Raw genomic sequence first — 21480 nt, forward strand, 5'->3', positions numbered from 1 at the left:
GCAATCAAACGAAAAACCAATAAAGGAGGACGAAATATGAAAAAGCGTTTTTGGATTGTCAGTGTGATGGCCATTTTCCTTTTTTCCACCATCCTGGCCGGATGTGTCGAAAAAGATTCGGCGAAAAGCGGAAAGACTTTGATTTATGGGAGGGGAGCCGACGCCAAATTATTGGATCCCATTCAGGTGACGGATGGAGAATCTTTTAAGCCGACAGACCAGATTTTTGATAACCTGGTCGAATATGACCAAAAAACAACCGAAGTGGTTCCGGGACTTGCTGAAAGTTGGGAAACCAGCGAAGACGGACTGACATGGACATTCCATTTGCGAAAAGGCGTCCAGTTCCATGATGGCACTCCATTTAATGCCGAAGCGGTGGTTTATAACTTCCAACGTTGGATGGATCCGGAACATCCTGAGCATAAAGGCGGGGAATTTCCCTACTACGGATATATGTTTGGCGGGTTTAAAGGGGATGAAGGCCATTTGATTGAAAGCGTGAGCGCCCAGGATGAATATACGGTGCAGTTTAAACTGAAAAAGCCATTGGGGCCTTTCCTCAGCAACCTGGCCATGTCTCCGTTCGGAATTGCTTCCCCGACGGCTGTGAAAAAAGATCCGGTGAAGTTTGCACAACATCCGGTCGGAACCGGTCCCTTCAAGTTTGAAAGCTGGAAGAAAAATGACACGGTCGTGCTCGTGAAAAATGAGAACTATTGGAAAAAAGGTCAGCCGAAACTGGACCGGGTTATTTTTAAATCGATTCCGGATAATGCGGCCCGCTTTTCTGCATTGAAATCAGGGGATATTGACATGATGGACGGACTCAACCCCAATGATGTCCAACTGGTCAAACAGGATCAAAACTTTGAACTGTACGCACAAGAAGGCATGAATGTGGGTTATCTGGCTTTAAATACCGAGAAGGAACCGTTTAACAATGTCAAAGTGCGGCAGGCGATCAACCATGCGGTGAATAAAGACGCCATTATCAAAAACTTTTATGCAGGCCAGGCCGTGGCGGCCGTCAACCCCATGCCTTCCATGATGTGGGGATACAATGACCAAGTGAAAGATTATGAATATGACTTGGATAAAGCGAAGCAATTGCTGAAAGAAGCTGGCTATCCGGATGGTTTTGAAGTGGAATTTTATGCGATGACCGAACCCCGTCCGTATATGCCGAACGGAAAGAAAATTGCGGAATTTATTCAGGCGGATTTGGCCAAAATCGGCATCCGGGCCAAAATTGTGACTTATGACTGGCAAACGTATTTGGATAAGACCGGAAAAGGGGAACACCAAATGGCGTTGATGGGGTGGAACGGGGACAACGGAGACCCGGATAACTTCTTGTACGTCTTGTTGGATAAAGACAACACGCGGATGCCTGACGCCGGAAACATTGCTTTCTATAAAAGTGATGCCGTGCATGATCTTTTGATTCAGGCGCAAAGCTTAACCGATCAGGGAGAACGTGCCAAACTTTATGAACAAGCACAGGAAATCATCAAAGCGGATGCGCCTTGGGTTCCCATCGCGCATGCGACCGTCAGCTTTGCTGGGCGAAAAGAAATCACCGGCTTTGTTCCTCATCCGACAACACAGTTGAAATTGGAATTTGTTGATCTGAAGAACTGAAAACAGGTGTAAAGGCGGCATTGCGGGGAGTCCGCAGTGCCTCCTTATTCATTGCAAGAGTCAGGTGGTGAATGGATGTTATGTTGGCTTACACGATACGCCGGATTTTGATGTTGATTCCTGTGTTGATCGGCATGTCGCTCATTACATTTTCCATTGTTCATGCCATCCCGGGGGATCCGGCCAAAACGATAGCGGGTGACAAAGCGACACCGGAACAATTGCAGGAAATCCGGGAAAGTCTGGGCTTGGATCAGCCGTTTTACATTCAATATTTCAACTATGTCAAAGGACTGTTGCAAGGGGATTTGGGGACATCCTTGATCACCAATACCCCCATCTCCGAAGAAATCGTTCCTTTTTTGGCCGCCACGGCTGAACTCACTTTGGCTGCCATGTTGATTGCCGTATTTTTCGGGGTGAATCTCGGGATTTTATCGGCTTGGAAGCAAAATTCATGGCTGGATTATGGATCAATGCTGATTGCATTGATCGGGGTTTCCATTCCCGTGTTCTGGCTGGGGTTGATGGAACAGTGGCTTTTTGCCCAGGTTCTGGATTGGTTGCCGTCCAACGGGAGAGTGGATCCCCGCCTCGGTTTTGAGCCGCTCACCCATTTTTATATTTTGGATTCCTTGTTATACGGGGATTTTGAGTGGCTGGGAGATGTGTTGAAGCATTTGATTCTGCCGGCGGTTGCGCTGGGGACCATCCCGATGGCGATCATTGCGCGGATGACGCGGTCCAGCATGTTGGAAGTCATGAGATCCGATTATATTCGTACGGCCCGGGCCAAAGGATTATCCGAGTTTTGGGTGATTTACAAGCATACGTTAAAAAATGCATTCATCCCGATCCTGACCGTGATGGGGCTGCAGATGGGCCTGTTGCTCGGGGGGGCGGTTTTGACGGAGACCATTTTCAGCTGGCCGGGAGTGGGCCGGTATATTTATGACGCCATCACACAGAGAAATTATCCGGTGATTCAGTCCGGAATATTGGTGCTTGCAACGATTTTTGTCGTGATCAATTTAATCGTTGATCTGTTGTATGCATGGATTGATCCCCGCATCCAATATGGGAAGGAGTGATGAAGGTGCAGCAAATTTCATCCGGAATTCAGCCGCCCGCTCCCGATGCAGCCGGTGAAATGGGTCTGGAAGAAAACACGGAAACCCATTCTCTTCGTGATTTTTTTCAAGCTTTTGTCCGGCACCGTTCGGCGCTCATTGGCACTTCTTTGGTGATGATTTTTATCTTGCTGGCGATTTTTGCCCCGGTCTTGACTCCTTATGACTATCAATCTTCCAGTCCGGATACATTACAGCCCCCGTCGTCGTCCCATTGGTTTGGAACGGATGATTTGGGACGGGACATTTTTACCCGGGTGGTGTATGGAGCGCGGATTTCCTTGTGGATCGGTTTTGTGGCGATCACCGGGTCCATCGTGATCGGGAGTTTTTTGGGATTGATTGCCGGTTATTACGGCAAATGGGTCGATTCGGTCATTTCCCGTTTGTTTGATATTCTGCTTGCTTTTCCGAGTATTTTGCTGGCCATTGCCATTGTGGCCATGCTGGGGCCGAGCTTGAACAATGCTTTGATTGCGATTGCCATCATCAATATCCCCAACTTTGGTCGGTTGATGCGTTCCAGAGTGTTAAGCGTCAAGGCGGAAGATTATATTCTGGCGGCCAAAGCGTTGGGGATGAAGAACAGCCGCATTTTATGGAAACATATCTTGCCCAATTGCTGGACACCGATCATGGTGCAAGGGACGCTGGGATTTGCCACGGCGGTGATCGAGGCCGCGGCGCTCGGGTTTTTGGGCTTGGGAGCCCAACCTCCCCAGCCGGAATGGGGAACCATGTTGTCCGATTCGCGTGAATTCATCCAGCTCGCACCTTGGACCATGATTTTTCCGGGAGTGGCCATGATGTTGACGGTTCTCGGGTTTAATCTGTTGGGAGACGGTCTCAGGGATCTTTTTGATCCGCGGATGAAACAGTAAGAAAACGGTGTGCCCGGTTTCGGGACACACCGTTTTTGTATTCTTTAGGAACCAAAATATTCTTTCCAGCGTTCGTCCACTTTCTTTGTGATGGAAGGGTCGGGCACCAGTTCATCCGGGTATCCCGGCTTCATTCGTGCATCCACGATGAAGGGGAATTGGTAATGTGGATGATGATGTTGAAACCGGGTTTGTGCATGGATGTCAAATGCCGGATTGAACCGGGTGAAAATGGTCCACAAAAATGCGGTTTGCCCGCTAGCCGCCTCGATGTCATCCACCAAAAAGACAAAGGGCCACCCGGCCAAGTCCTCTTTATGGTCGCGGAGGATCTGTTCTGCCAGTTTTGGATTTTGTTCATAAGGTTCCGCTTCCAGAACGAGGGCACCTTTGCAATACACCCGGGCGTCGCGGATGCCTTTCATATCCGGCCCGTGAAAGGATGCCGGCAACGTGCGTTTCGGTTCCCCGGTGCCGATCAGGACGGCTTTGCTTCCATGATTGAGCCGTTTACCGGTATAATCAAGGGTGTCCATCGAAGTGTGGTTAAAGATGAACAAATCGGTGGCCGGATCCATCCGTTCAAGAACGGTTTCAAATAATTTCGGGAAATCCCCGAGCGATACCGACTGATCGGTTAAGATCAAGAACTTGGTGAGCGTCAGCTGCCCTTCGCCCAAGATCCGGAAAGCGTTGGCCAGCACCTCACGCTGGTAGCTTTCGCGTACAACGGCTGCAGCCAGCGAATGGAAGCCGGTTTCAGAATACGTCCATAAATCACGCACACCGGGCATAACCATGGGGAAAGCCGGGGACAACAACCGTTGCAAAAACTCGCCCATGTAATAATCTTCCTGACGGGGTTTGCCCACAACCGTGGCGGGATATATCGCATCTTTGCGATGATAAACTTCTTTCACATGGAAGACGGGAAATTCATGTGCCAGGGAATAGTAACCGTAATGATCCCCAAACGGCCCTTCCAAACGGCGTTCATGCGGGGGAACACTCCCTGTCAGCACAAATTCCGCTTCCGCAATGAAAGGATAGCCGTTTTTACCGGTGACGACCGGCAGTTTTTCGCCCATGATCAAGGAGGTCAGGATCAATTCAGGCAAAAATTCCGGAACCGGTGCAATGGCCGAGGCAATCAGTGCCGGAGGCCCGCCCAGGTGAACATGGACCGGCAACGGTTCATTTCGTTTTTCGGCTTCATAGTGGTGAAATCCCCCGCCTTTATGGATTTGCCAATGCATGCCGGTGGTTTGTTTGTCAAAAATTTGCATGCGGTACATGCCAAGATTGTGTTGTTTGCTTTGGGGATGCTCTGTATACACGAGCGGAAGCGTGATGAAAGGGTCGCCGTCTTCCTGCCATGAAGTGATCACCGGAAGCCGGGTGAGATCCGTTTCGTTTTGTTTGGTTTCCAAAACCGGCGCTTTGTTGGCCGGCACGGTTTTAAGGCCGACTTTCAAGAGCTCTTTGAAGACGTTCCGTTCGTTCCAAATGGCTTTCGGGGTCGGGGGCATCAACTTGTCCATGAGCGATACGATTTGTTTCATCAATTGCTCGGGACGCGGGCCAAATGCCATTTCCACCCGCCGGGGGGTGCCGAATAAATTAGTGACCACCGGGAAGGAACTTCCTTTTACCTGTGTAAATAATAAAGCAGGTCCGCCTTCTTCGATCACGCGGCGGTGTATTTCTGCCAACTCGAGGAAGGGATCCACTTCTGCATGGATTTCCACGAGCTCGTCTTCAGCTTTTAATTTTTGGATGAACTGACGTAAATTTCTATACAAATTGCATCTCTCCCAGTTTGATGGACTATTTAGGCTCTAGCCACATTATAAACGGAAAACGGACAGTTTGCTTGCGCGGGATCATGAGGATTAAAGGAGTGTCTGACATTGAAAGTAATCGTTTATTCGAGACCCCATTGTTTGGAATGCAATGTACTGAAGCGGTTTTTGAATGACTATAAAATTCCGTATGAAGAAAGAGATTGCTCAAAAAATCCTGCCTACTTGGAAGAAGTGAAAAAAATGGGATTTTTGGGCGTCCCGGTGACGGTCGTGCATGGTCAGGCCATCGAGGGATTGCAGCCGGATGCGATTTTAGCCGCTTTGGAAAAACAAGACAAAAATGTCAATGTGGATTAAACCAGCCGCAAAGGATCAAACCCCTTTGATAACAACGGTTTCAAAGGGGATTTTTTATTTGATGAATTCTTCTTATATGGAATAATTCATTATTTAATTTTACAAAAATTTAATATATAATATATACAAAGTTTTATTTTCAAAATAATTTAATAAGAAAGATTTTTCTAAACCAAAAAGGGTTAGGGGGTTTCTGAGTGGAGATTTTCCGCAAGAAGAGCATTCAGGAAATGATTCAAACGACTCAACAAGGCACCACGCTCCGCAAAGAATTAAACGCTGTGGATCTGGCGATGCTGGGCGTTGGGGCGATTATCGGGACGGGGATTTTTGTATTGACCGGGGTGGGCTCCCTGGTCACCGGACCGGCACTGCCGCTCTCTTTTATTATTGCGGGATTTACGTGTTTGCTTGCCGCATTTACTTATGCTGAATTTGCCTCATTGGTTCCTGTGTCCGGATCCACCTACACCTACAGCTATGCCACACTGGGAGAATTTTTTGCCTGGGTGATCGGTTGGGATTTGATTCTGGAGTATTTGCTTGCCGTCAGTTCGGTCTCGGTGGGTTGGTCCGGTTATTTCCAGTCCTTGCTGGCCGGTTTTGGAATCGAAATTCCGCATGTGTTAACCCAGTCCCCCCTGATTGACGGCACAAGCATCTTGAATTTGCCGGCTTTTTTGATCATCCTCTTCATTACTTGGTTGCTTTCCATCGGCGTGAAAGAATCGAAAAGAGTCAACAATATCATGGTTCTGATCAAAGTGGCAGTGATTTTGCTCTTTATTCTGGTGGGTGCCTTTTATGTGAAGCCGGAGAACTGGACCCCCTTCATGCCGTTTGGAATCAAAGGCGTATTTCAAGGTGCCGCACTGATCTTCTTTTCTTATCTGGGGTTTGATGCGGTGAGTACGGCGGCAGAGGAAACCAAAAATCCGGCAAAAGATCTGCCGAAAGGAATTCTGTGGTCGCTTGGGATCGTCACCCTGCTTTATATGATTGTGTCTGCATTGATGACGGGAATTGTTCCGTTTCAACAGTTTGAAAAGCATGCCGATGCCCCGGTTGCCTATGCCATCAGCATGACCGGACAGGATTGGCTGGTCGGGATTGTCAGCTTGGGGGCCGCCATCGGCATGATCACGGTCATGTTGGTCATGTTGTACGGCCAAATCCGGATCATTTTTGCGATGTCCCGGGACGGATTGATGCCGAAGTTTTTGTCCAAAGTGCATAAAAAATACCGCACACCGTATGTTTCCACTTGGACGTTGGGATTGATTGCCGCATTCCTCGGCGCGTTTGTTCCTTTGGATCAGCTTGCCGAACTGGTCAACTTGGGAACATTGGCGGCCTTTGTCCTCATCTCGGTCGCTGTGATTGTCCTGCGTTACAAACAGCCGGATTTGCCTCGGAAATTTAAAACTCCGCTGGTTCCGTATGTCCCGATTTTGGCTATTATCTTCTGTTGTGTTTTGGCTTTCAATCTCGAGGTGATGACGTGGATCCGTTTCCTCGGTTGGTTTGCTGCAGGACTCATCTTTTACCTCGTGTACGGATATGAACATTCGAATCTTCGCAAAAAATCGGATTCCAATTCTTAATGACATGTGAACGGGTTTTTAAGCATGGTGTATAAAACACACCATGCTTTTTCCATTCATTCCTCAATCAATCCATTTCCAGGTGTTTTTGAACGTAGCGGATTTTTTCTTTTTTTGCTTTTTTAGTTTGTAAGCTTCCCGTTCCCATTTTTTCAGTTGGGGATAGGGGTCAAACGAGTATGTGTTTTCCCCGTTAAAACGGTAGATGCCATAATGCAAATGCGGAGGGAACTTACCGGAGGTTCCCGGAGGGCCGTATCCGGAAGAGCCCACCGTTCCGATCAAGTCTCCGGGGCGGACGATATCCCCTTTTTTCAGCCCTTTGCGAAAATGGTTCAGATGGGCGAAATAGTGATAATTGTTATGGATGTCGCGAATTCCGATCCGCCAACCGCCATAGCGGTTCCAACCGATCAATTCCACATAGCCGTAGCAGGTGCTTAATACGGGAGTTCCGTAACCGGCAAAAATATCCGTCCCTTCATGAATGCGCAACCCGCCCCAACCGCGGCGGTCGCCCCAGGTATCATGGTATGTGTAATTATATTGGATCGGAATCGGAAATTTTTTTTCTTCCAAATCCAATCGGTCGAATTTTTGATAAATTTTCGCAATATGGGTGATCACATCCACTGCCACGGGATGTTGGTAATAGTCCCATAATCTGGTTCGGATCTGGTCTTCTTCCACTCCGTTTTCGGACAGGTAGAGAGCGACGGAATACAGGACGTCGATATCATTCTGTCGATCTGCCAGACGGTCGCCGTTTCCGTCCCGGCCGATGCCTTGAAAAAATGAAATCGACTCCGGAATGTTGTCATCCGGATCCGGATTCAGTTTCCCGGCCCAACGTTCTTGCGGAATTTGAATGGACAATAATTTCCGGTCGTTGCTTTTTGCTTTGTCATCTTTGGCTTGGTTCCGGTTTTGCCGGATGTTTTTTTCATACTGGTTGACCGCCGCCAGATAATACCAAGGGACTCCGGATACGGATTCCATGGCTTCAAACAGATGCAGAAGTTCCTCTTGATCCGTTTGATTCCGGCCGGTGGCGACGGCAGACGGGAAAGGAAAGAGAAACGCAAGAAAGAGTGCGAGTGTGATCAACTGTTTCATCATGTGAATCACCATGTGTCTTAAGTGAATGATAAGAATAGTTTGCACGGCCCGGGAAAAATTATGCACAGAAAAAACAGCCCGGTGGCAGGCTGTTTATTCGGATGCAGTAGACTTTCTTTGTTTGATTTCATTGATGTGCTGATTTAACTGATCCAGCATCAAGAAAGCGGCTTTGGCTCCTCCCGCAGTGTTCCAAATCACATCATCCACTTTAAAAACCATATTGTTTTTTACGGCTTTCAAGTTTTTCCAAAGCGGATCGGAAGTGAATTCTTTTTCTTGAGCATCACCTTGGGGATCCCCATAGTTATAAGTAAAGTAGAAAAGAATATCCCCGTCTGCCTGAGGAATTTGTTCTTTGGTGATCACGGCGGCGAAATCGTTTTTGTTTTGGATTTCCGGACGTTTAAAGCCAATATCTTTTAAAATGACTCCCGAAAAACTGTCCAATTGATAAAGACGGGTGTTTCCAGCTACAAATCGGACAACGGATACTTCTTTATTGATTAAATCTCCGGCATTTTTCCGTACGGCTTCCACCTTTTTGTGATACTCGTCCAAGACTTCTTCCGCCTTCTTTTCCTGTCCCACGGTTTTGGCGTACAGCTTGAAATTTTCTTTCCAATCCCCGGTGAGATCTTCGGCGAATACGGTGGGCGCAATGGCACTCAACTGGTTATACACTTTTTCCTGTCGCACTTTGTTGCCGATAATTAAATCGGGTTTTAAACCGGCAATGGTTTCCAGATTGGGCTGAAGTTCCGTCCCCACGGATTTTACACTGGACATTTCCGGCTCCAGGTGGTCATACCACAGACCCCCGTCCGGGGTAAACCCTTGAACCGCACCCACGGGTTTGATCCCGATTGACAACAGGGCTTCCAAACCTTCATTAGTCAGCACCACGATTCGTTTGGGATGCTCAGGAACTTGAGTGGTTCCCATGGCATGCTCAATCGACCGGGTGGGTGAGTTATTTTCTGTGGTGGTGGAGGAGTTGGTGCATCCGGTGGCAATGAGAGACAGAAGCAAGCAAAAGAGGATTCCGTTTTTGATCCAACGGGACATGTTTTGACTCCTTTCTAATTGAAAATGATTATCATTTATCGTGCATTTTTACTATAGGGAAATGTAACAATCTTGTCAAATCTATTTGATAATGATTTTCAAAATCGTTGACACTTTTTAGCGGATCACATAGACTTAAATTGATTTTTAAAAGAAAAAATGCGTGTTTACCGGGGGAAAAGGGTTGGACAGAAAGGGGACGGGCATGGACGAAATTTTTTCAACCAAGGGATGGAAATGGACGGGACTGATTTTGGGAATATTTTTGGCCGGTTTCCTCAGTGTGGCAAGTATCAGTGTCGGGGTGACACCGGTCCCGTTTGAAACGGTGATTGAATCCTTTACTGACTTTCAAAACACCAATGAACATTTGATCGTCCGGACAACCCGGGTACCCAGGACGATCATTGCCGTGGCAGTGGGAGCCAGTTTGGCTGTTGCCGGTGCGGTGATGCAGGCTTTGACCCGGAATCCGCTGGCCTCGCCTTCAACGTTAGGCGTGAACCAGGGAGCGGGTTTGTTTATTGTTTTGGCGGTGTCATTATTTTCCGTCACTGTGATGTCCACTTTGATGGTGATGGGTTTTGCCGGGGCCGCGTTTGCCATTTTCATCGTGTATATATTGGGATCGGCCGGCCGGGACGGAATGACGCCGGTGAAGTTGACCTTGGCCGGCGCTGCGGTGATGGCGCTTTTTTCATCGCTTACACAAGGATTTTTGACCATGAATGAAAGAAGTTTGGAAGAATTGTTGTTTTGGCTGGTCGGATCGGTGGAAGGCCGGAGTTTGGATTTGGCGATTCCGGTTTTTCCGTTTCTTTTGGCCGGCGCGGTGATGGCGCTTTGTTTGGCACGGGCTTTTAATGTGCTCATGATGGGGGATGATGTGGCCAGAGGACTGGGGATGAATGTCGGAATCATCAAGCTTTTGGGTGTGGTCATGATTGCATTTTCAGCGGGCGGATCGGTAGCCGTTGCCGGTCCGGTTGTTTTTGTCGGGCTGATTGTGCCGCATTTGGTTCGTGTGCTGGTCGGGAATGATCATCGCTGGCTCTTTCCTTATTGTTTGGTGTACGGTGCCAACTTGCTTTTAATTGCAGACATACTGGGGCGGCTGATCATGCAGCAACAGCCCATTCCGGTCGGCGTGATGACGGCATTGATCGGAACGCCGTTCTTTATCTATTTGGCCAGACGAAAAGGGAGGGTGCGGGGATGAAGCGTTATTTTTCCGTGCGTTGCAGCCGGTTCTCCGTCATGATGGACAAAAAAGCGGTGTGGATCATCAGTTTGTTTGCCGTGCTGACGGGGTTGATTTTCACTGCCGGGTTGATGATCGGGGAAACCCCGGTTTCTTTGCAGGACGTGATTCAGGCTTTCTTCGGCCGGGGGGAAAATGCTTTTGTCATTCTGACGCTGAGATTTCCAAGGATCTTGATCGCCATGATGTCCGGGGCGGCACTGGCCCTGTCCGGAGCGATCTTGCAGGCGGTGATCCGAAACCCTTTGGCTTCTCCGGATATTATCGGGGTGACCGGCGGTGCTTCCGTGGGTGCGGTTGGCGTGATCACTTTTTTCAGCGACTGGTCCAGTACATTGTCCATTCATTTATTTTGGGTTCCGTTTGCCGCTTTCATCGGGGCTTCCGTGGTTGGAGCGCTTATTTATTTTCTTTCATGGAACCGGGGGGTTTCCCCGCTTCGTTTGGTCCTGATGGGAATCGGCTTTTATACGGCAACCCAGGCATTGACCAATCTCATTATTTTGTTTGGACCCGTTTTCCATGCCAGCCAGTCCAAAATGTGGATCACCGGAACAGTTTACGGGAGCAATTGGGACCAAGTGGCGGTCTTGTGGCCCTGGCTTTTAATTTTGATTTCGGTCGCCTTGCTGTTTTCCCGCCATCTGAACGGCGGGCAGTTGGGAGAAGAAGTGGTCAAAGGGCTCGGGGGAAACAGTGACCGGATACGGATCGGGTTCTTGTTGTTGAGTACCGGTCTGGCCGGATCGGGAGTGGCGTTTGCCGGGGGAATCAGTTTTGTGGGCTTGATTGCGCCGCATTTGGCCCGGCGGTTAGTGGGGGCTTCGTATGGGGCGATGTTGCCTCTGTCCGGATTGTTGGGGGCCGTTTTTGTCATGGTGGCCGATATGATCGGCCGGACCGTCATGGCGCCGGCGGAGATCCCGGCAGGCGTGTTTACCGCCGTGATCGGCGCCCCTTATTTCATTTATCTTTTGATCCGTCAGCACCAATGAAAGACCAGCTTGATGCACGGCTGGTCTTTTGATTATGCAAAAATGATTTTTTGCGTTATAGTATAAAGGAACATCGATTTTGCCATTTTAAGTGAAAATGATAAAAACACTTGTGGAAAAAACATTTTTTTGCAATGGTGAAAATGGAAACGATCCGGCTGTTCCCTCTTGTACTTTGTGAAATTTTTTGCAAGGCTGGGAAGGGCGGTTTGGTGTCGATTTTGATTGTGGAGGGATTCAAGTGGCAAGCGATAACAAAGCAAAAACCCGGCAGCGGAAACCTGAATGGCTGAAAGTGCGTTTAACCACCAATGAAAATTTCCGCGAATTAAAAAAGATGATGCGGGGAAAAACCCTGCATACGGTTTGTGAAGAAGCGCGTTGCCCGAACATTTATGAATGTTGGGCAAACCGAACCGCGACTTTCATGATTTTGGGGGATATCTGCACCCGGGCCTGCCGTTTCTGCGCCGTGAAAACCGGGCTCCCAACCGAACTGGACTGGGCCGAACCGCAACGTGTGGCGGAAGCGGTTGAACAGATGGGTGTTCGTCATGCCGTTGTCACATCCGTGGCCAGGGATGACTTGAAAGATGGCGGGGCTGCCATTTTTGCCGCAACCATCAAAGCCATCCGCAAACGGAATCCATTTACCAGTGTGGAAGTACTGATCCCTGATTTCCAAGGGAATTGGGATGCCTTAAAAGTCGTGATGGATGCAAAACCCGATATTTTGAATCACAATATTGAAACGGTTCGCCGCCGTTCCGACCGGGTCCGTTCCAAAGCAAAATACGACCGTTCCTTGGAATTATTGAAGCGGGCCAAAGAAATGCAACCGGATGTTCCCACCAAATCCAGCCTCATGGTCGGAGTGGGGGAAACCTTTGAAGAAGTGGTGGAAGCGATGCAGGATCTTCGCGATCACCAAGTGGACATTGTCACCATTGGCCAATATTTGCAACCGACGAAAAAGCACTTGAAAATCGAACGGTATTACACTCCGGAGGAATTTGAAAAATGGAAAGAGATCGGGTTGGAAATGGGCTTTTCCCACGTCGAATCCGGTCCGCTGGTGCGCAGCTCTTATCATGCGCATGAACAAGTCCGGTCTGCAAAACAAAGTGAAGAAAAAATGGCTTGAATCAACAAAAGCAGTGCCGTCCTTACGGGATGACACTGCTTTTGTTTATTTTTCCAGCGGGTTGATATCCCGGCGTCCGTTGGGTTCGATTTGTTCGTTGACGTCCGGAGGGGTGTCGTCTCCCAATCGACGCAACAGATCTTCCAAATCTCCCCGGACACCTTCCACATCGTTATTGGTGGACATCCGCATCCCGATGTTGGTGATTTTCTCATTCAGATTTTTGTCGCTGGTCACATGAACCCGGTAATAACGGGGGGTTAAGCTTTCGGCCGTACGTTTCGCTTCTTTGACGGTCTTCGGGTCGACTTTCCCGTTCTTTGTGTTCACGCCGATGAACACGCGGTCATCCGTGACCAGTGCGGTCGCGTCTTTGACATTGGGCAGGTTGGTCACCATTTCCGCGATATGTCTTGCCAGCAAAGGACGATCCACAAACACATTGGTTTTTCCCGCGCTTTTTTCGTCATAATTTTGAGGGTTGTATTTGAAATATCCGATTTCGTTTTGTCCCCCGCCGCGTGCTTCTTCGTTCCCGTTGATTGAATCGTTGCTCGTTCTGCCGATGCGTGTGTCATTGTTTTGTTCACGGTAAAGAGGTTCTTCATAACTTTGATTTTCCATTCCCTGATTTCCTTCGTTTTCTCCCCGGTTGTCAGGGGAACAAGCGGTCAGGGAAAAAACAAAGAGGCCAGAGAGTAAAAAGACGATCCATCGTTTCATGCCATTCCCTCCTTTTGTTTTATAAACTGCCCAAAAGGAGGCGGTCATAACGGGCTAAATTTTTCCGGAAAATAGGAGGGATATGGTAACATATAAGTAGAGATTTGTAATGGAAAAGGTAGGTCGTTATGGAGCGAATTTATATACATGGCCATGAGTATGAGTTATTGACCAACCATCGGGAAGGATGGGATCCGGAAGCGTTTAAACGCCGTTTTAGCGAAATTCTGGACAAATACGATTATATTGTCGGGGATTGGGGGTACGGACAACTGCGGTTAAAAGGATTTTTTGCCGATCACCGGTCACGTGCCACGGCTGATACCAAAATCAGTTATTTGGAGGAATATCTCAATGAATTTTGCAATTTTGGCTGTGCCTATTTTGTGTTGAAAAAAGTGAATCCAAAAGCAAAAAGTTAACGACAAACCGGCCCGTCGTGACTCAAGCGGCGGGCCGGTTTGCGATGGAAAGCGGGTTTATTCATGATCATCGGGATCATCGTGGGTCGGATGGCTGCCTGGAAAATGCCGTTGCAACCCCTCATGAAACTCCCGCATTTCATATGTAAAACGGGGAGAAGCGTGTTGTGTGGGCCGCCAGGGAGATGATTTTCCCGGCTTGCCGCTGACAGCCGCCCCGTAAGGTCCTTCGGGAAATTCTTCCGGAACAAGCTCGTTTTGTTGTGATTCCACCGTTTTCAGTTCCCGGAAATTCTGCTTTTTTTTCATGCACAGTTCCTCCCTTTGGGATTAAGTTGTGTGAACCAAAGGAAGGTTATACGTTTTAAACAAGGGTATGCAAAAATTGCCGTAATTCATCCGCTTCGTCTTCTTTCAATTGATACACTTCTTCCAGATAACCCGGCTCATCCACGTCGTCCGGGCCGATAATGGCAAACCGGTTGGATTGGAGATCCAAAACCAAAAGTTTGCCGTAGAAACGATCCGTAAAGGTAATGGCAAGGTCAAACCGGTTGGTGTTCCCGGCAAAACTGACAAAACGGGTACGGGTGTTTTCCTTTTCATCATATAAAACCATGAGGTCCTGATTTTCCATCTTTTTTGCTCCTTTGTCGTCGTTTGACCCCATTATACATGAAAAGGATCCATTATAAGAGTCCGAAAAAACGGGCTTTTTTCTGCCGCCTGGGCAATAGTCCCTGTTCCCCAGTTGCCGCTGTCAGCCGTTGAGTGAAGGTCACATTGCGCAGCTCCATTCGCAATTGATCCTGTTTTTTCCGGATTTCATCGAACATTTGGTGAACTTCGTTGGAAGAGGCGGATTCATATTGGACGGACAACAGTTTATGTTGCATTTCATCCAGGGAATTAAACAAGTTCATCATATGCTTTTCGATATGATTGATCCGGTTCGTCATCTCTTCCAATAAATCGGTCATGCCATCCATCATATCCATCATGTCTTGCAAGCATCTTTCCGTCTCTTCCATGAACTCCTGGGAGGGGGAAGCGGGATAAGGGCTCATTTTCCCTTCCTGGATCAATTCCTCTTTGACTTGTTTCATGGAACGGTGCGGTTCTTGCAGCCGGCTTTTAATGTGGGACAGGCGTTGAAAGCTTTCTTTGGATAACAGATAATGCCCCCGTTCGTTGATATCGGGTTGAATATATTCTTCAAAAGTATCAATCCATTTCCGGATGGTGCGGGCGTGGACTTGCAGTTGTTCAGCGGCTTCTTTGGTGGTCATGTGTGACTCTGCCATAACCGAATCCTCCTTTTTTCGCTGTATATTTGTTAACGATTTCGAGACCTGTAAATAAATTCCTTCCTTCTGACAAAGGAAGTCATTTGCTGACAATTTCCTTGTTCAACGGACAGAAAAAACCTCTCCGCTTCTGGAAGCAGGAGAGGTTTATCCTTCAGGAATAGGGGAATTGTGTACGGTAGTTGCTGAATTGCTGGAATTTCTGGCTGATTTTATCAGGTTGTGCCGCTTCGAGTTTGTACCATCCTTTCTGATGCATCAGATTGAACAGTTCGCGGCTGGCTTTTTGGACATCCGACAAACACTGCATCTGTAATTGAAACAATCCTTCATGGCTTGCTTCATGGCAGGCTGTGTTGTAACCGTATGCCAAATATTTTTCCGTGGCCAGGATATCATTGATCCGGTCCCGGTCATTCAACTCCGGACTTTTCACTTGCGGCAATCCGGTTGACTGCTGAGGTCCCATGTTTTGTTGGGGTGTGGATTGCATTAATCATTCCCTCCCTTATTGTGTGACCGACGGATTTCCGGCGCCGGGCGCTCCGGTCGGTCCTGTGGCTTGTTGTAATTGATTCAAAAGCATTTCGTAGTGATTTTGATGCATTTGGCCAACTTGGTGAAGCAGTTGGCGAACTTGTTCATCCTGGCACTCTTGGGCGAAGTGATTACATTTTTTCATCGCCAGAAGTTCCCAGGACATTTCATCGCTCAAGTACGAAAGATCTTTGGTGGAGATCTGCATCACACGGATCCTCCTTTACAGGAAATTTACTATTAATCTTTGTTGGATCGTTTTCATTTATTCTTGAACAGGCTTCCCTTATAATTTTTGTTTGAAGGATACATTTATCGCGGTTGGAAACCGGCAGAAAGAGGGGAAAAATCATGGTTTACGATGTGGATGTGGAGCGGATTGAAAAACAGTTGGAACATTTGGAGCAATGCGCCATCGTGTTGGAACGGTTGGGAGAAGGGCCTTCAAACACAGAAGACCGCTTTGCGTTGGAGCGGGCTTTGCACTTGGCCGTGGAATGCATGATTGATGTGGGAACGGCCATGATTGACGGGTTTATCATGCGGGATCCCGGAGGATATCTGGACATTGTCGACATTTTGTTGGATGAAAAAGTGATTGATTCAAAAGTGGGCAACCGGGTAAAGGAACATGTCCATTTGCGGGACCGCTTGGTCCGGTATTATACTGAGGTCGACTTGGACGAGCTGAAGCCGTTTCTCAAAGACAGCGGCCTTTACCGTGAGTTCCGCGTGCAAGTACAGGATTATCTGAAAAGAGAATTATAAAGAAACCATATGGCGGGGAGGGGGTGGAAGCAATGAATGAAACCGGATCGACACGAATGCAGATCATGACGATGCTCAAGACCGAAGGAGGCTTGACCGTCAGCGAAATCGCCGAGCGGTTGGGGGTTACGGAAATGGCGGTCCGCCGGCACATGAACCAATTGGAGCGGGATCAATTGATTGTGCCACAACTGCTTCGAAAGTCCATGGGGAGACCGAGCAACCAATACTTTCTCACGGAACGTTCCGAGCAGTACTTTCCAAAAATGTATGCCGGGTTTGCGATGGAGATCCTGAAGGATTTGGAAGAGAATTACGGAGAGGAGATGATCCAATCCGTCTTCAAAAACCGGGAGAAGCGCCTCCTGAAAGAACACTTGTCTGATTTTCAAGGAAAGAGCTTGGACGAAAAGGTGAGACGGCTGGCTGAACTTCAGGACGAAAAAGGATACATGGTGAAATGGGAAAAAGAAGGGGAAGGGGTTTACCGGTTTGTTGAATGCAATTGTCCCATTTCACAAGTGGCCAGTGTTTACAATCAGGCATGCCAATGTGAAATGAATTGGTTTTGCAAGCTGTTGGATGCCAAGGTGGAACAGAAAGAATGCAAAGCGATGGGCGGACAAAATTGTGTCTATGTGATTCGTGAGCGGAAGGAATGAAAACAGGGAAACTTTCAAAACGGCACGAGGGTTGCGTGTCGTTTTCTTTTTCGAAGTTTCTGGTACTTGTGATACAATTTACAAGGAGAATAGTTCCTTTTAAACAAGCAGGAGGGAAATCCATGCCGCAATGGTATGAAGAAAGTTTTGGAGAAGACTATCTCATCGTATATAAACACCGGAATCAGCAGGATGCATCCAAGGAGGTAGAACAAGCCGCCAAATGGCTGGATTTGAACCGGGATGATTTGATTTTGGATCTGTGCTGCGGAATGGGCCGCCACAGTATATCGCTGAAAAAAATGGGTTATCAAGTGGCCGGGCTTGATTTGTCTGAGGTTTTGTTGAAAAAGGCCTTGGAACAATCGGCAGACCTGGCGATTCCGTTTATCCGGGCGGATATGCGGATGCTGCCTTTTGTTGACGGGTCTTTTGACGTGGTGCTCAATTTGTTCACCTCGTTCGGGTATTTTAAAGAAGACGCGGACAATGAGCGGGTTTTGTCGGAAATTGCCAGGGTGTTGAAACCGGGTGGCCGCTTTTTGATTGATTTTTTAAACCGGGCATCGGTGGAGAAAAACCTGGTTCCGGAAAGCCGGCGGCAGGTCGACGGACGATGGACCAAGGAAAAACGGTGGATTGAAGGCGATTTTGTCTGCAAGTCGATCGAATTGAGCGATGAACGTGGAAAACGCACCTATCAGGAACGGGTCAAAATGTACGATTATGAACAATTGATCTCCATGTTGGAAAAATACTCTTTAAAACATAAGCAAGTCTATTCGGATTTTGACGGGGAACCTTATTCTCCTGAAGGAAAAAGAATGATTGTGACAGGTTGTGTGAAAAAATGAATCAATACAAAGGATACTTAATCGATCTGGATGGAACCTTGTACCGCGGTGACCAAGTGATACCAGGAGCCTTGGAATTTGTGAAACGGCTTGATGAGGATCAAATTCCTTATCTTTTTTTGACCAATAATTCGACGCGTTCGCCGGAACAGGTGGCTGAAAAGTTGCACCGCTTTGGTTTTCCGGCAGAAGCGGAGCAGGTTTATACCTCATCGTTGGCCTGTGCCCGCTATCTGGAGGAAAAAGAGGATGTGAAGTCAGTTTATATTGTCGGGGAAGAAGGGCTTCACCAAGCGATCACACAAGCCGGGTTTGTGGTGACCGACGACCATCCCGATGCAGTGGTGGTGGGATTGGATCGCGATTTCACCTACGAAAAAATGAAAAAAGCTTTTTTGGGCATCCAGGCCGGAGCCGAATTGATCGGGACCAATGCGGATCGGGCTTTGCCCACTGAAGAAGGTTTTTGGCCGGGATCCGGGTCGCTGGCAATGGGCATCGCCGCGGCGGCGGGGGTGGAACCTCGTTTTATCGGAAAACCGGAACCGGTGATCATGCGTTACGCCCTTGAAAAACTGGGTTGTCGGAAAGACGAAGTGCTTGTGGTCGGCGATAATTTGCAAACCGATATTTTGGCAGGAGTCCGCGGCGGGATGGATACGCTTTTGGTTTACACGGGAATCACGACCCCGGAAATGGCAAAACGTTCGGAGATTCAGGCTACTTATGCGGTGGATCGCTTGACAAGCTGGATGAAATGAAGAGAGAGGAGACAACCTCATGAAACAGTGGGAGGACATCATCGAAGTACCGCTTCCTTTGCCGTTTGCTTTAAAGATCATTAACGCTTATTTGATCAAAGGAAAGACGGGATACACCATTGTGGACACCGGCCTTCATGACGAAGCGGATTTGGCCCGGTGGGAGCAGGCACAAAAAGAAGGGAACTGGTCTTGGGCGGATGTGGAAAAGATTGTCCTGACCCATTATCATCCGGATCATTACGGTTTGGCCGGACTGTTGCAACAAAAAACGAAAGCTCCGGTGTATATGTCCAAAACCGACTTTGAACAGGCACAGCTTTTCTTTTCCCGGGAAAGCAACATGCCGGGGCAGTTGGCTGATTTTTACGCGAAACACGGGCTGACGCCGGAACGGACCGCGCAAATTCCCGGCCATATGCAAAGTTTTTACCCATGGGTGGAGCCTCACCCCGAACCGGAATTTATTGAGGCCGGGGAAACGATTCGACTGGGGGACCGTGAATATGTCATCTTCCATACCCCCGGCCATGCGGACGGTCATCTGAGTTTCTATGATCCCGAACGCGAATTTCTCATCGGCGGGGATTTCTTGTTGCCGAAGATTACTCCCAATATCAGTTTATGGCCGGCTTGCCACCCGAATCCCTTGCAAGTTTATCTGCAAACTCTGGGAAAAATGAAAAGCTTGCCGGTGAAACGGGTGTTTCCGGCCCACGGATCATCGTTTACCCATTACCGGGAGCGGATTGACGCATTGATCGACCATCATGAAAAACGGTTGGCTTCCATCAAGAACAAGCTGAAAACATATGGGCGTTGCACCGCGTATGATCTGTGCAGGGATTTGTTCGGGACCAACTTGAACATTCACAATTTGCGGTTTGCCTTGGCAGAAACATTGGCTCATTTGGAATACTTGAAAATCAACGGAGAGATTTGCCGCGAGTGGTTCGAAGACCAATACCGTTATTTTGTGAAATGAGAAAAAAGGCACGGAGCGATGGGAGAACACCCCTTGCTCCATGCCTTTTCCGTTACAGACCAAAGCTGCGGCTGTGTGCGATTCTTGCGGATGCGGAAGCGGCAATGGCCCCCACGAGATCGTCCAAAAAGGTGTGCGTTTGTTTGCTGTCATGATTGTTTAACCGGGCAAGCACACCGGGTTTGATCCGGTCGATGTAACCGTAATTGGTCAGTCCGATGCTCCCGTAAACGTTTAAAATGGCAACGGATAAAATTTCGTCGATTCCGTATAATCCTTCATCATTGTTGATGATACTCAGTAAAGGTTCTTCAATCTGTTTTTTTTCAGCGAGCATATCCAGTTGAATGCCAGTCATCACTGCATTTTGGACTTCTCTTTTGGTGAGGACGTGACGGACGCTTTCAAGACATTTCTCCATGGTCAAATCCGGGATATAGTCCTTCTGCAGGAAAAAAGTGAGTTCTGCAATCTCTTCAAGGCGGACGCCCCGTTTTTGAATCCAATCCAGTGTGGCTTGGTAACATTTTTCATCAGCAACCGGTGAAAATGCTTCTTGATCCATGCTATCTCTCCTTTCAGGAGCTCGTGAACATTATTTTTTCCGTAACCGATCGAAATATGAGTTTGATAAAGGAAGGAGTCCCTTCAGGAATGAGTCACAAGAAAGTGGCATTGATAACAGGAGGATCCGGTGGTTTGGGAAAAATGGCCGCCGTGGTTTTGAGTCAGGACCAATGGTCTTTAATGGTGAATTGCCGGCGCCGGAGAAAAGAAGTGGATGAATGGGCGGATCAACTGGCCCGCCAAGGGACGGAGATCGAAATCAGTGTCGGAGATCTCCGCTGTCGGGAAACGGCCCGTCAGGTAGTTTTAGAGACCATGGAACGGTACGGGCGGATTGACGCTTTGATTCATGCGGTCGGCCCGTTTATTCGGGAACGAAAATGGTTTATTGAACATACACCCGCCGAGATCGAGGAAATGGTGGAAGGGAATTTGTTAAGTGCCATGTGGATGGCGCATTCAGTGATCCCGGTGATGCGCAGGCAAAAGTGGGGAAGGATTTTGTTTTTTGGATTTGGCAGGGCGATGGAGGCCCCGGCCTGGCCGGACCGCTCGGTATATGCCGCGGCGAAAACCGGATTGGTTTCCTTTGCCAAAACCTTGGCGGTGGAAGAAGCGCCGTACGGAATCACGGTCAACATGATTTGTCCGGGGGATATCGTCAAGGAACGGAAAGAAATGTGGATCGATGAGGTCAAAGCGCTGGATGACGGGGAAACGCCGCGTGGACGCCCCGGTTCGGGGGAGGATGTGACCCGGTTGATTCAATTTTTGCTTGAAGACAAATCCGATTTTGTGACGGGAAACATCCTGCAAGTGACGGGCGGGTTGGATGTCATTCATCCGACTTCCAAGCGCGAAGCGTGACAGGGAACCATCCCTTGCC

Annotated in this window: 25 protein-coding genes; 15 read left to right on the forward strand and 10 right to left on the reverse strand. The window is 48.3% G+C overall.

Features of this window, described 5'->3' with window-relative positions; genetic code table 11:
• Positions 1 to 36 precede the first annotated feature (36 nt).
• The 3 genes from NYE37_RS12020 (at position 37) to nikC (ending at position 3655) form a co-directional block, all read left to right on the forward strand.
• Positions 37 to 1644, forward strand: a complete 1608-nt coding sequence (locus NYE37_RS12020; protein ID WP_049719651.1) for an ABC transporter substrate-binding protein — start codon at positions 37 to 39, stop codon at positions 1642 to 1644.
• 80 nt (positions 1645 to 1724) lie between these two features.
• A complete protein-coding gene (locus NYE37_RS12025) occupies positions 1725 to 2735 on the forward strand; it encodes an ABC transporter permease (protein WP_037994111.1) in 1011 nt (336 codons plus the stop codon).
• 59 nt (positions 2736 to 2794) lie between these two features.
• Positions 2795 to 3655 (forward strand): nickel transporter permease, encoded by an 861-nt coding sequence (nikC, locus tag NYE37_RS12030; protein ID WP_049719716.1) that lies wholly within the window; start codon positions 2795 to 2797, stop codon positions 3653 to 3655.
• Between the two features lie 44 nt (positions 3656 to 3699).
• Here nikC and NYE37_RS12035 read toward each other — a convergent pair whose 3' ends face one another.
• Positions 3700 to 5457, reverse strand: a complete 1758-nt coding sequence (locus NYE37_RS12035; RefSeq protein ID WP_198248819.1) for a menaquinone biosynthesis decarboxylase — start codon at positions 5455 to 5457, stop codon at positions 3700 to 3702.
• A 108-nt stretch (positions 5458 to 5565) separates the two neighbouring features.
• Here NYE37_RS12035 and NYE37_RS12040 point away from each other — a divergent pair, with 108 nt between their 5' ends.
• The gene (locus NYE37_RS12040) at positions 5566 to 5817 is read left to right on the forward strand and encodes a glutaredoxin family protein (RefSeq protein WP_049719652.1); all 252 of its coding nucleotides are present in this window, start codon (positions 5566 to 5568) and stop codon (positions 5815 to 5817) included.
• Positions 5818 to 6047: 230 nt separating this feature from the next.
• A complete protein-coding gene (locus tag NYE37_RS12045) occupies positions 6048 to 7421 on the forward strand; it encodes an amino acid permease (RefSeq protein ID WP_049719717.1) in 1374 nt (457 codons plus the stop codon).
• 63 nt (positions 7422 to 7484) lie between these two features.
• On the opposite strand, the gene NYE37_RS12050 is transcribed toward NYE37_RS12045, so the two are convergent.
• Both NYE37_RS12050 and NYE37_RS12055 read right to left on the reverse strand, forming a co-directional pair.
• A complete protein-coding gene (locus tag NYE37_RS12050; protein WP_049719653.1) occupies positions 7485 to 8540 on the reverse strand; it encodes a M23 family metallopeptidase in 1056 nt (351 codons plus the stop codon).
• 93 nt (positions 8541 to 8633) lie between these two features.
• The gene (locus NYE37_RS12055; RefSeq protein WP_049719654.1) at positions 8634 to 9608 is read right to left on the reverse strand and encodes an ABC transporter substrate-binding protein; all 975 of its coding nucleotides are present in this window, start codon (positions 9606 to 9608) and stop codon (positions 8634 to 8636) included.
• A gap of 205 nt (positions 9609 to 9813) precedes the next feature.
• Here NYE37_RS12055 and NYE37_RS12060 point away from each other — a divergent pair, with 205 nt between their 5' ends.
• The 3 genes from NYE37_RS12060 (at position 9814) to lipA (ending at position 13008) form a co-directional block, all read left to right on the forward strand.
• Positions 9814 to 10827 carry a FecCD family ABC transporter permease gene (locus NYE37_RS12060; protein ID WP_049719718.1) on the forward strand — a complete coding sequence of 338 codons (1014 nt, stop codon included), beginning with the start codon at positions 9814 to 9816 and terminating at the stop codon, positions 10825 to 10827.
• Entirely contained in the window at positions 10824 to 11864 is a 1041-nt protein-coding gene (locus NYE37_RS12065) for a FecCD family ABC transporter permease (RefSeq protein ID WP_049719655.1), read from the forward strand. Before NYE37_RS12060 ends, NYE37_RS12065 begins: the two co-directional genes overlap by 4 nt.
• Positions 11865 to 12105: 241 nt before the next feature.
• On the forward strand, positions 12106 to 13008 hold the full coding sequence (gene lipA, locus NYE37_RS12070; RefSeq protein ID WP_049719656.1) for a lipoyl synthase: 903 nt from the start codon (positions 12106 to 12108) through the stop codon (positions 13006 to 13008).
• 45 nt (positions 13009 to 13053) lie between these two features.
• On the opposite strand, the gene NYE37_RS12075 is transcribed toward lipA, so the two are convergent.
• Positions 13054 to 13731, reverse strand: a complete 678-nt coding sequence (locus NYE37_RS12075; RefSeq protein WP_037994126.1) for a YhcN/YlaJ family sporulation lipoprotein — start codon at positions 13729 to 13731, stop codon at positions 13054 to 13056.
• 128 nt (positions 13732 to 13859) lie between these two features.
• Here NYE37_RS12075 and NYE37_RS12080 point away from each other — a divergent pair, with 128 nt between their 5' ends.
• Positions 13860 to 14153 carry a YutD family protein gene (locus NYE37_RS12080; protein WP_037994127.1) on the forward strand — a complete coding sequence of 98 codons (294 nt, stop codon included), beginning with the start codon at positions 13860 to 13862 and terminating at the stop codon, positions 14151 to 14153.
• A gap of 57 nt (positions 14154 to 14210) precedes the next feature.
• Here NYE37_RS12080 and NYE37_RS12085 read toward each other — a convergent pair whose 3' ends face one another.
• The 5 genes from NYE37_RS12085 to NYE37_RS12105 all read right to left on the reverse strand — a co-directional run bounded on the left by NYE37_RS12085 (position 14211) and on the right by NYE37_RS12105 (position 16205).
• Positions 14211 to 14462: a hypothetical protein gene (locus NYE37_RS12085; protein ID WP_037994129.1), complete on the reverse strand. Its 252-nt coding sequence runs from the start codon at positions 14460 to 14462 to the stop codon at positions 14211 to 14213.
• A gap of 55 nt (positions 14463 to 14517) precedes the next feature.
• Positions 14518 to 14790 carry a DUF3055 domain-containing protein gene (locus NYE37_RS12090; RefSeq protein ID WP_082813455.1) on the reverse strand — a complete coding sequence of 91 codons (273 nt, stop codon included), beginning with the start codon at positions 14788 to 14790 and terminating at the stop codon, positions 14518 to 14520.
• Between the two features lie 52 nt (positions 14791 to 14842).
• Positions 14843 to 15457: a MerR family transcriptional regulator gene (locus NYE37_RS12095; protein ID WP_037994131.1), complete on the reverse strand. Its 615-nt coding sequence runs from the start codon at positions 15455 to 15457 to the stop codon at positions 14843 to 14845.
• Positions 15458 to 15614: 157 nt separating this feature from the next.
• Positions 15615 to 15953 (reverse strand): spore coat protein, encoded by a 339-nt coding sequence (locus NYE37_RS12100; RefSeq protein ID WP_340712064.1) that lies wholly within the window; start codon positions 15951 to 15953, stop codon positions 15615 to 15617.
• Between the two features lie 15 nt (positions 15954 to 15968).
• Positions 15969 to 16205: a spore coat protein gene (locus NYE37_RS12105; protein WP_049719658.1), complete on the reverse strand. Its 237-nt coding sequence runs from the start codon at positions 16203 to 16205 to the stop codon at positions 15969 to 15971.
• Positions 16206 to 16348: 143 nt separating this feature from the next.
• Between NYE37_RS12105 and NYE37_RS12110 the strand changes: the two genes are divergently transcribed.
• The 5 genes from NYE37_RS12110 (at position 16349) to NYE37_RS12130 (ending at position 20027) form a co-directional block, all read left to right on the forward strand.
• A complete protein-coding gene (locus NYE37_RS12110) occupies positions 16349 to 16765 on the forward strand; it encodes a DUF86 domain-containing protein (RefSeq protein ID WP_037994135.1) in 417 nt (138 codons plus the stop codon).
• A 32-nt stretch (positions 16766 to 16797) separates the two neighbouring features.
• Positions 16798 to 17427, forward strand: a complete 630-nt coding sequence (locus NYE37_RS12115; protein WP_049719659.1) for a helix-turn-helix transcriptional regulator — start codon at positions 16798 to 16800, stop codon at positions 17425 to 17427.
• Between the two features lie 122 nt (positions 17428 to 17549).
• Positions 17550 to 18281 carry a class I SAM-dependent methyltransferase gene (locus NYE37_RS12120; protein ID WP_049719660.1) on the forward strand — a complete coding sequence of 244 codons (732 nt, stop codon included), beginning with the start codon at positions 17550 to 17552 and terminating at the stop codon, positions 18279 to 18281.
• Entirely contained in the window at positions 18278 to 19042 is a 765-nt protein-coding gene (locus NYE37_RS12125) for a TIGR01457 family HAD-type hydrolase (RefSeq protein ID WP_049719661.1), read from the forward strand. Before NYE37_RS12120 ends, NYE37_RS12125 begins: the two co-directional genes overlap by 4 nt.
• A gap of 19 nt (positions 19043 to 19061) precedes the next feature.
• Complete coding sequence (locus NYE37_RS12130; protein WP_049719662.1) at positions 19062 to 20027, forward strand: MBL fold metallo-hydrolase; 966 nt, start codon at positions 19062 to 19064, stop codon at positions 20025 to 20027.
• Positions 20028 to 20079: 52 nt separating this feature from the next.
• Here NYE37_RS12130 and NYE37_RS12135 read toward each other — a convergent pair whose 3' ends face one another.
• The gene (locus NYE37_RS12135) at positions 20080 to 20592 is read right to left on the reverse strand and encodes a phosphatidylglycerophosphatase A family protein (RefSeq protein ID WP_037994138.1); all 513 of its coding nucleotides are present in this window, start codon (positions 20590 to 20592) and stop codon (positions 20080 to 20082) included.
• A gap of 89 nt (positions 20593 to 20681) precedes the next feature.
• On the opposite strand from NYE37_RS12135, the gene NYE37_RS12140 reads away from it, so the two are divergent.
• Positions 20682 to 21461 carry an SDR family oxidoreductase gene (locus NYE37_RS12140; RefSeq protein WP_037994140.1) on the forward strand — a complete coding sequence of 260 codons (780 nt, stop codon included), beginning with the start codon at positions 20682 to 20684 and terminating at the stop codon, positions 21459 to 21461.
• The last annotated feature ends 19 nt before the right edge of the window (positions 21462 to 21480 follow it).

It is taken from the genome of Thermoactinomyces sp. FSL K6-2592 (genome assembly GCF_038006465.1).
Classification (GTDB): Bacteria; Bacillota; Bacilli; order Thermoactinomycetales; family Thermoactinomycetaceae; genus Thermoactinomyces; species Thermoactinomyces vulgaris.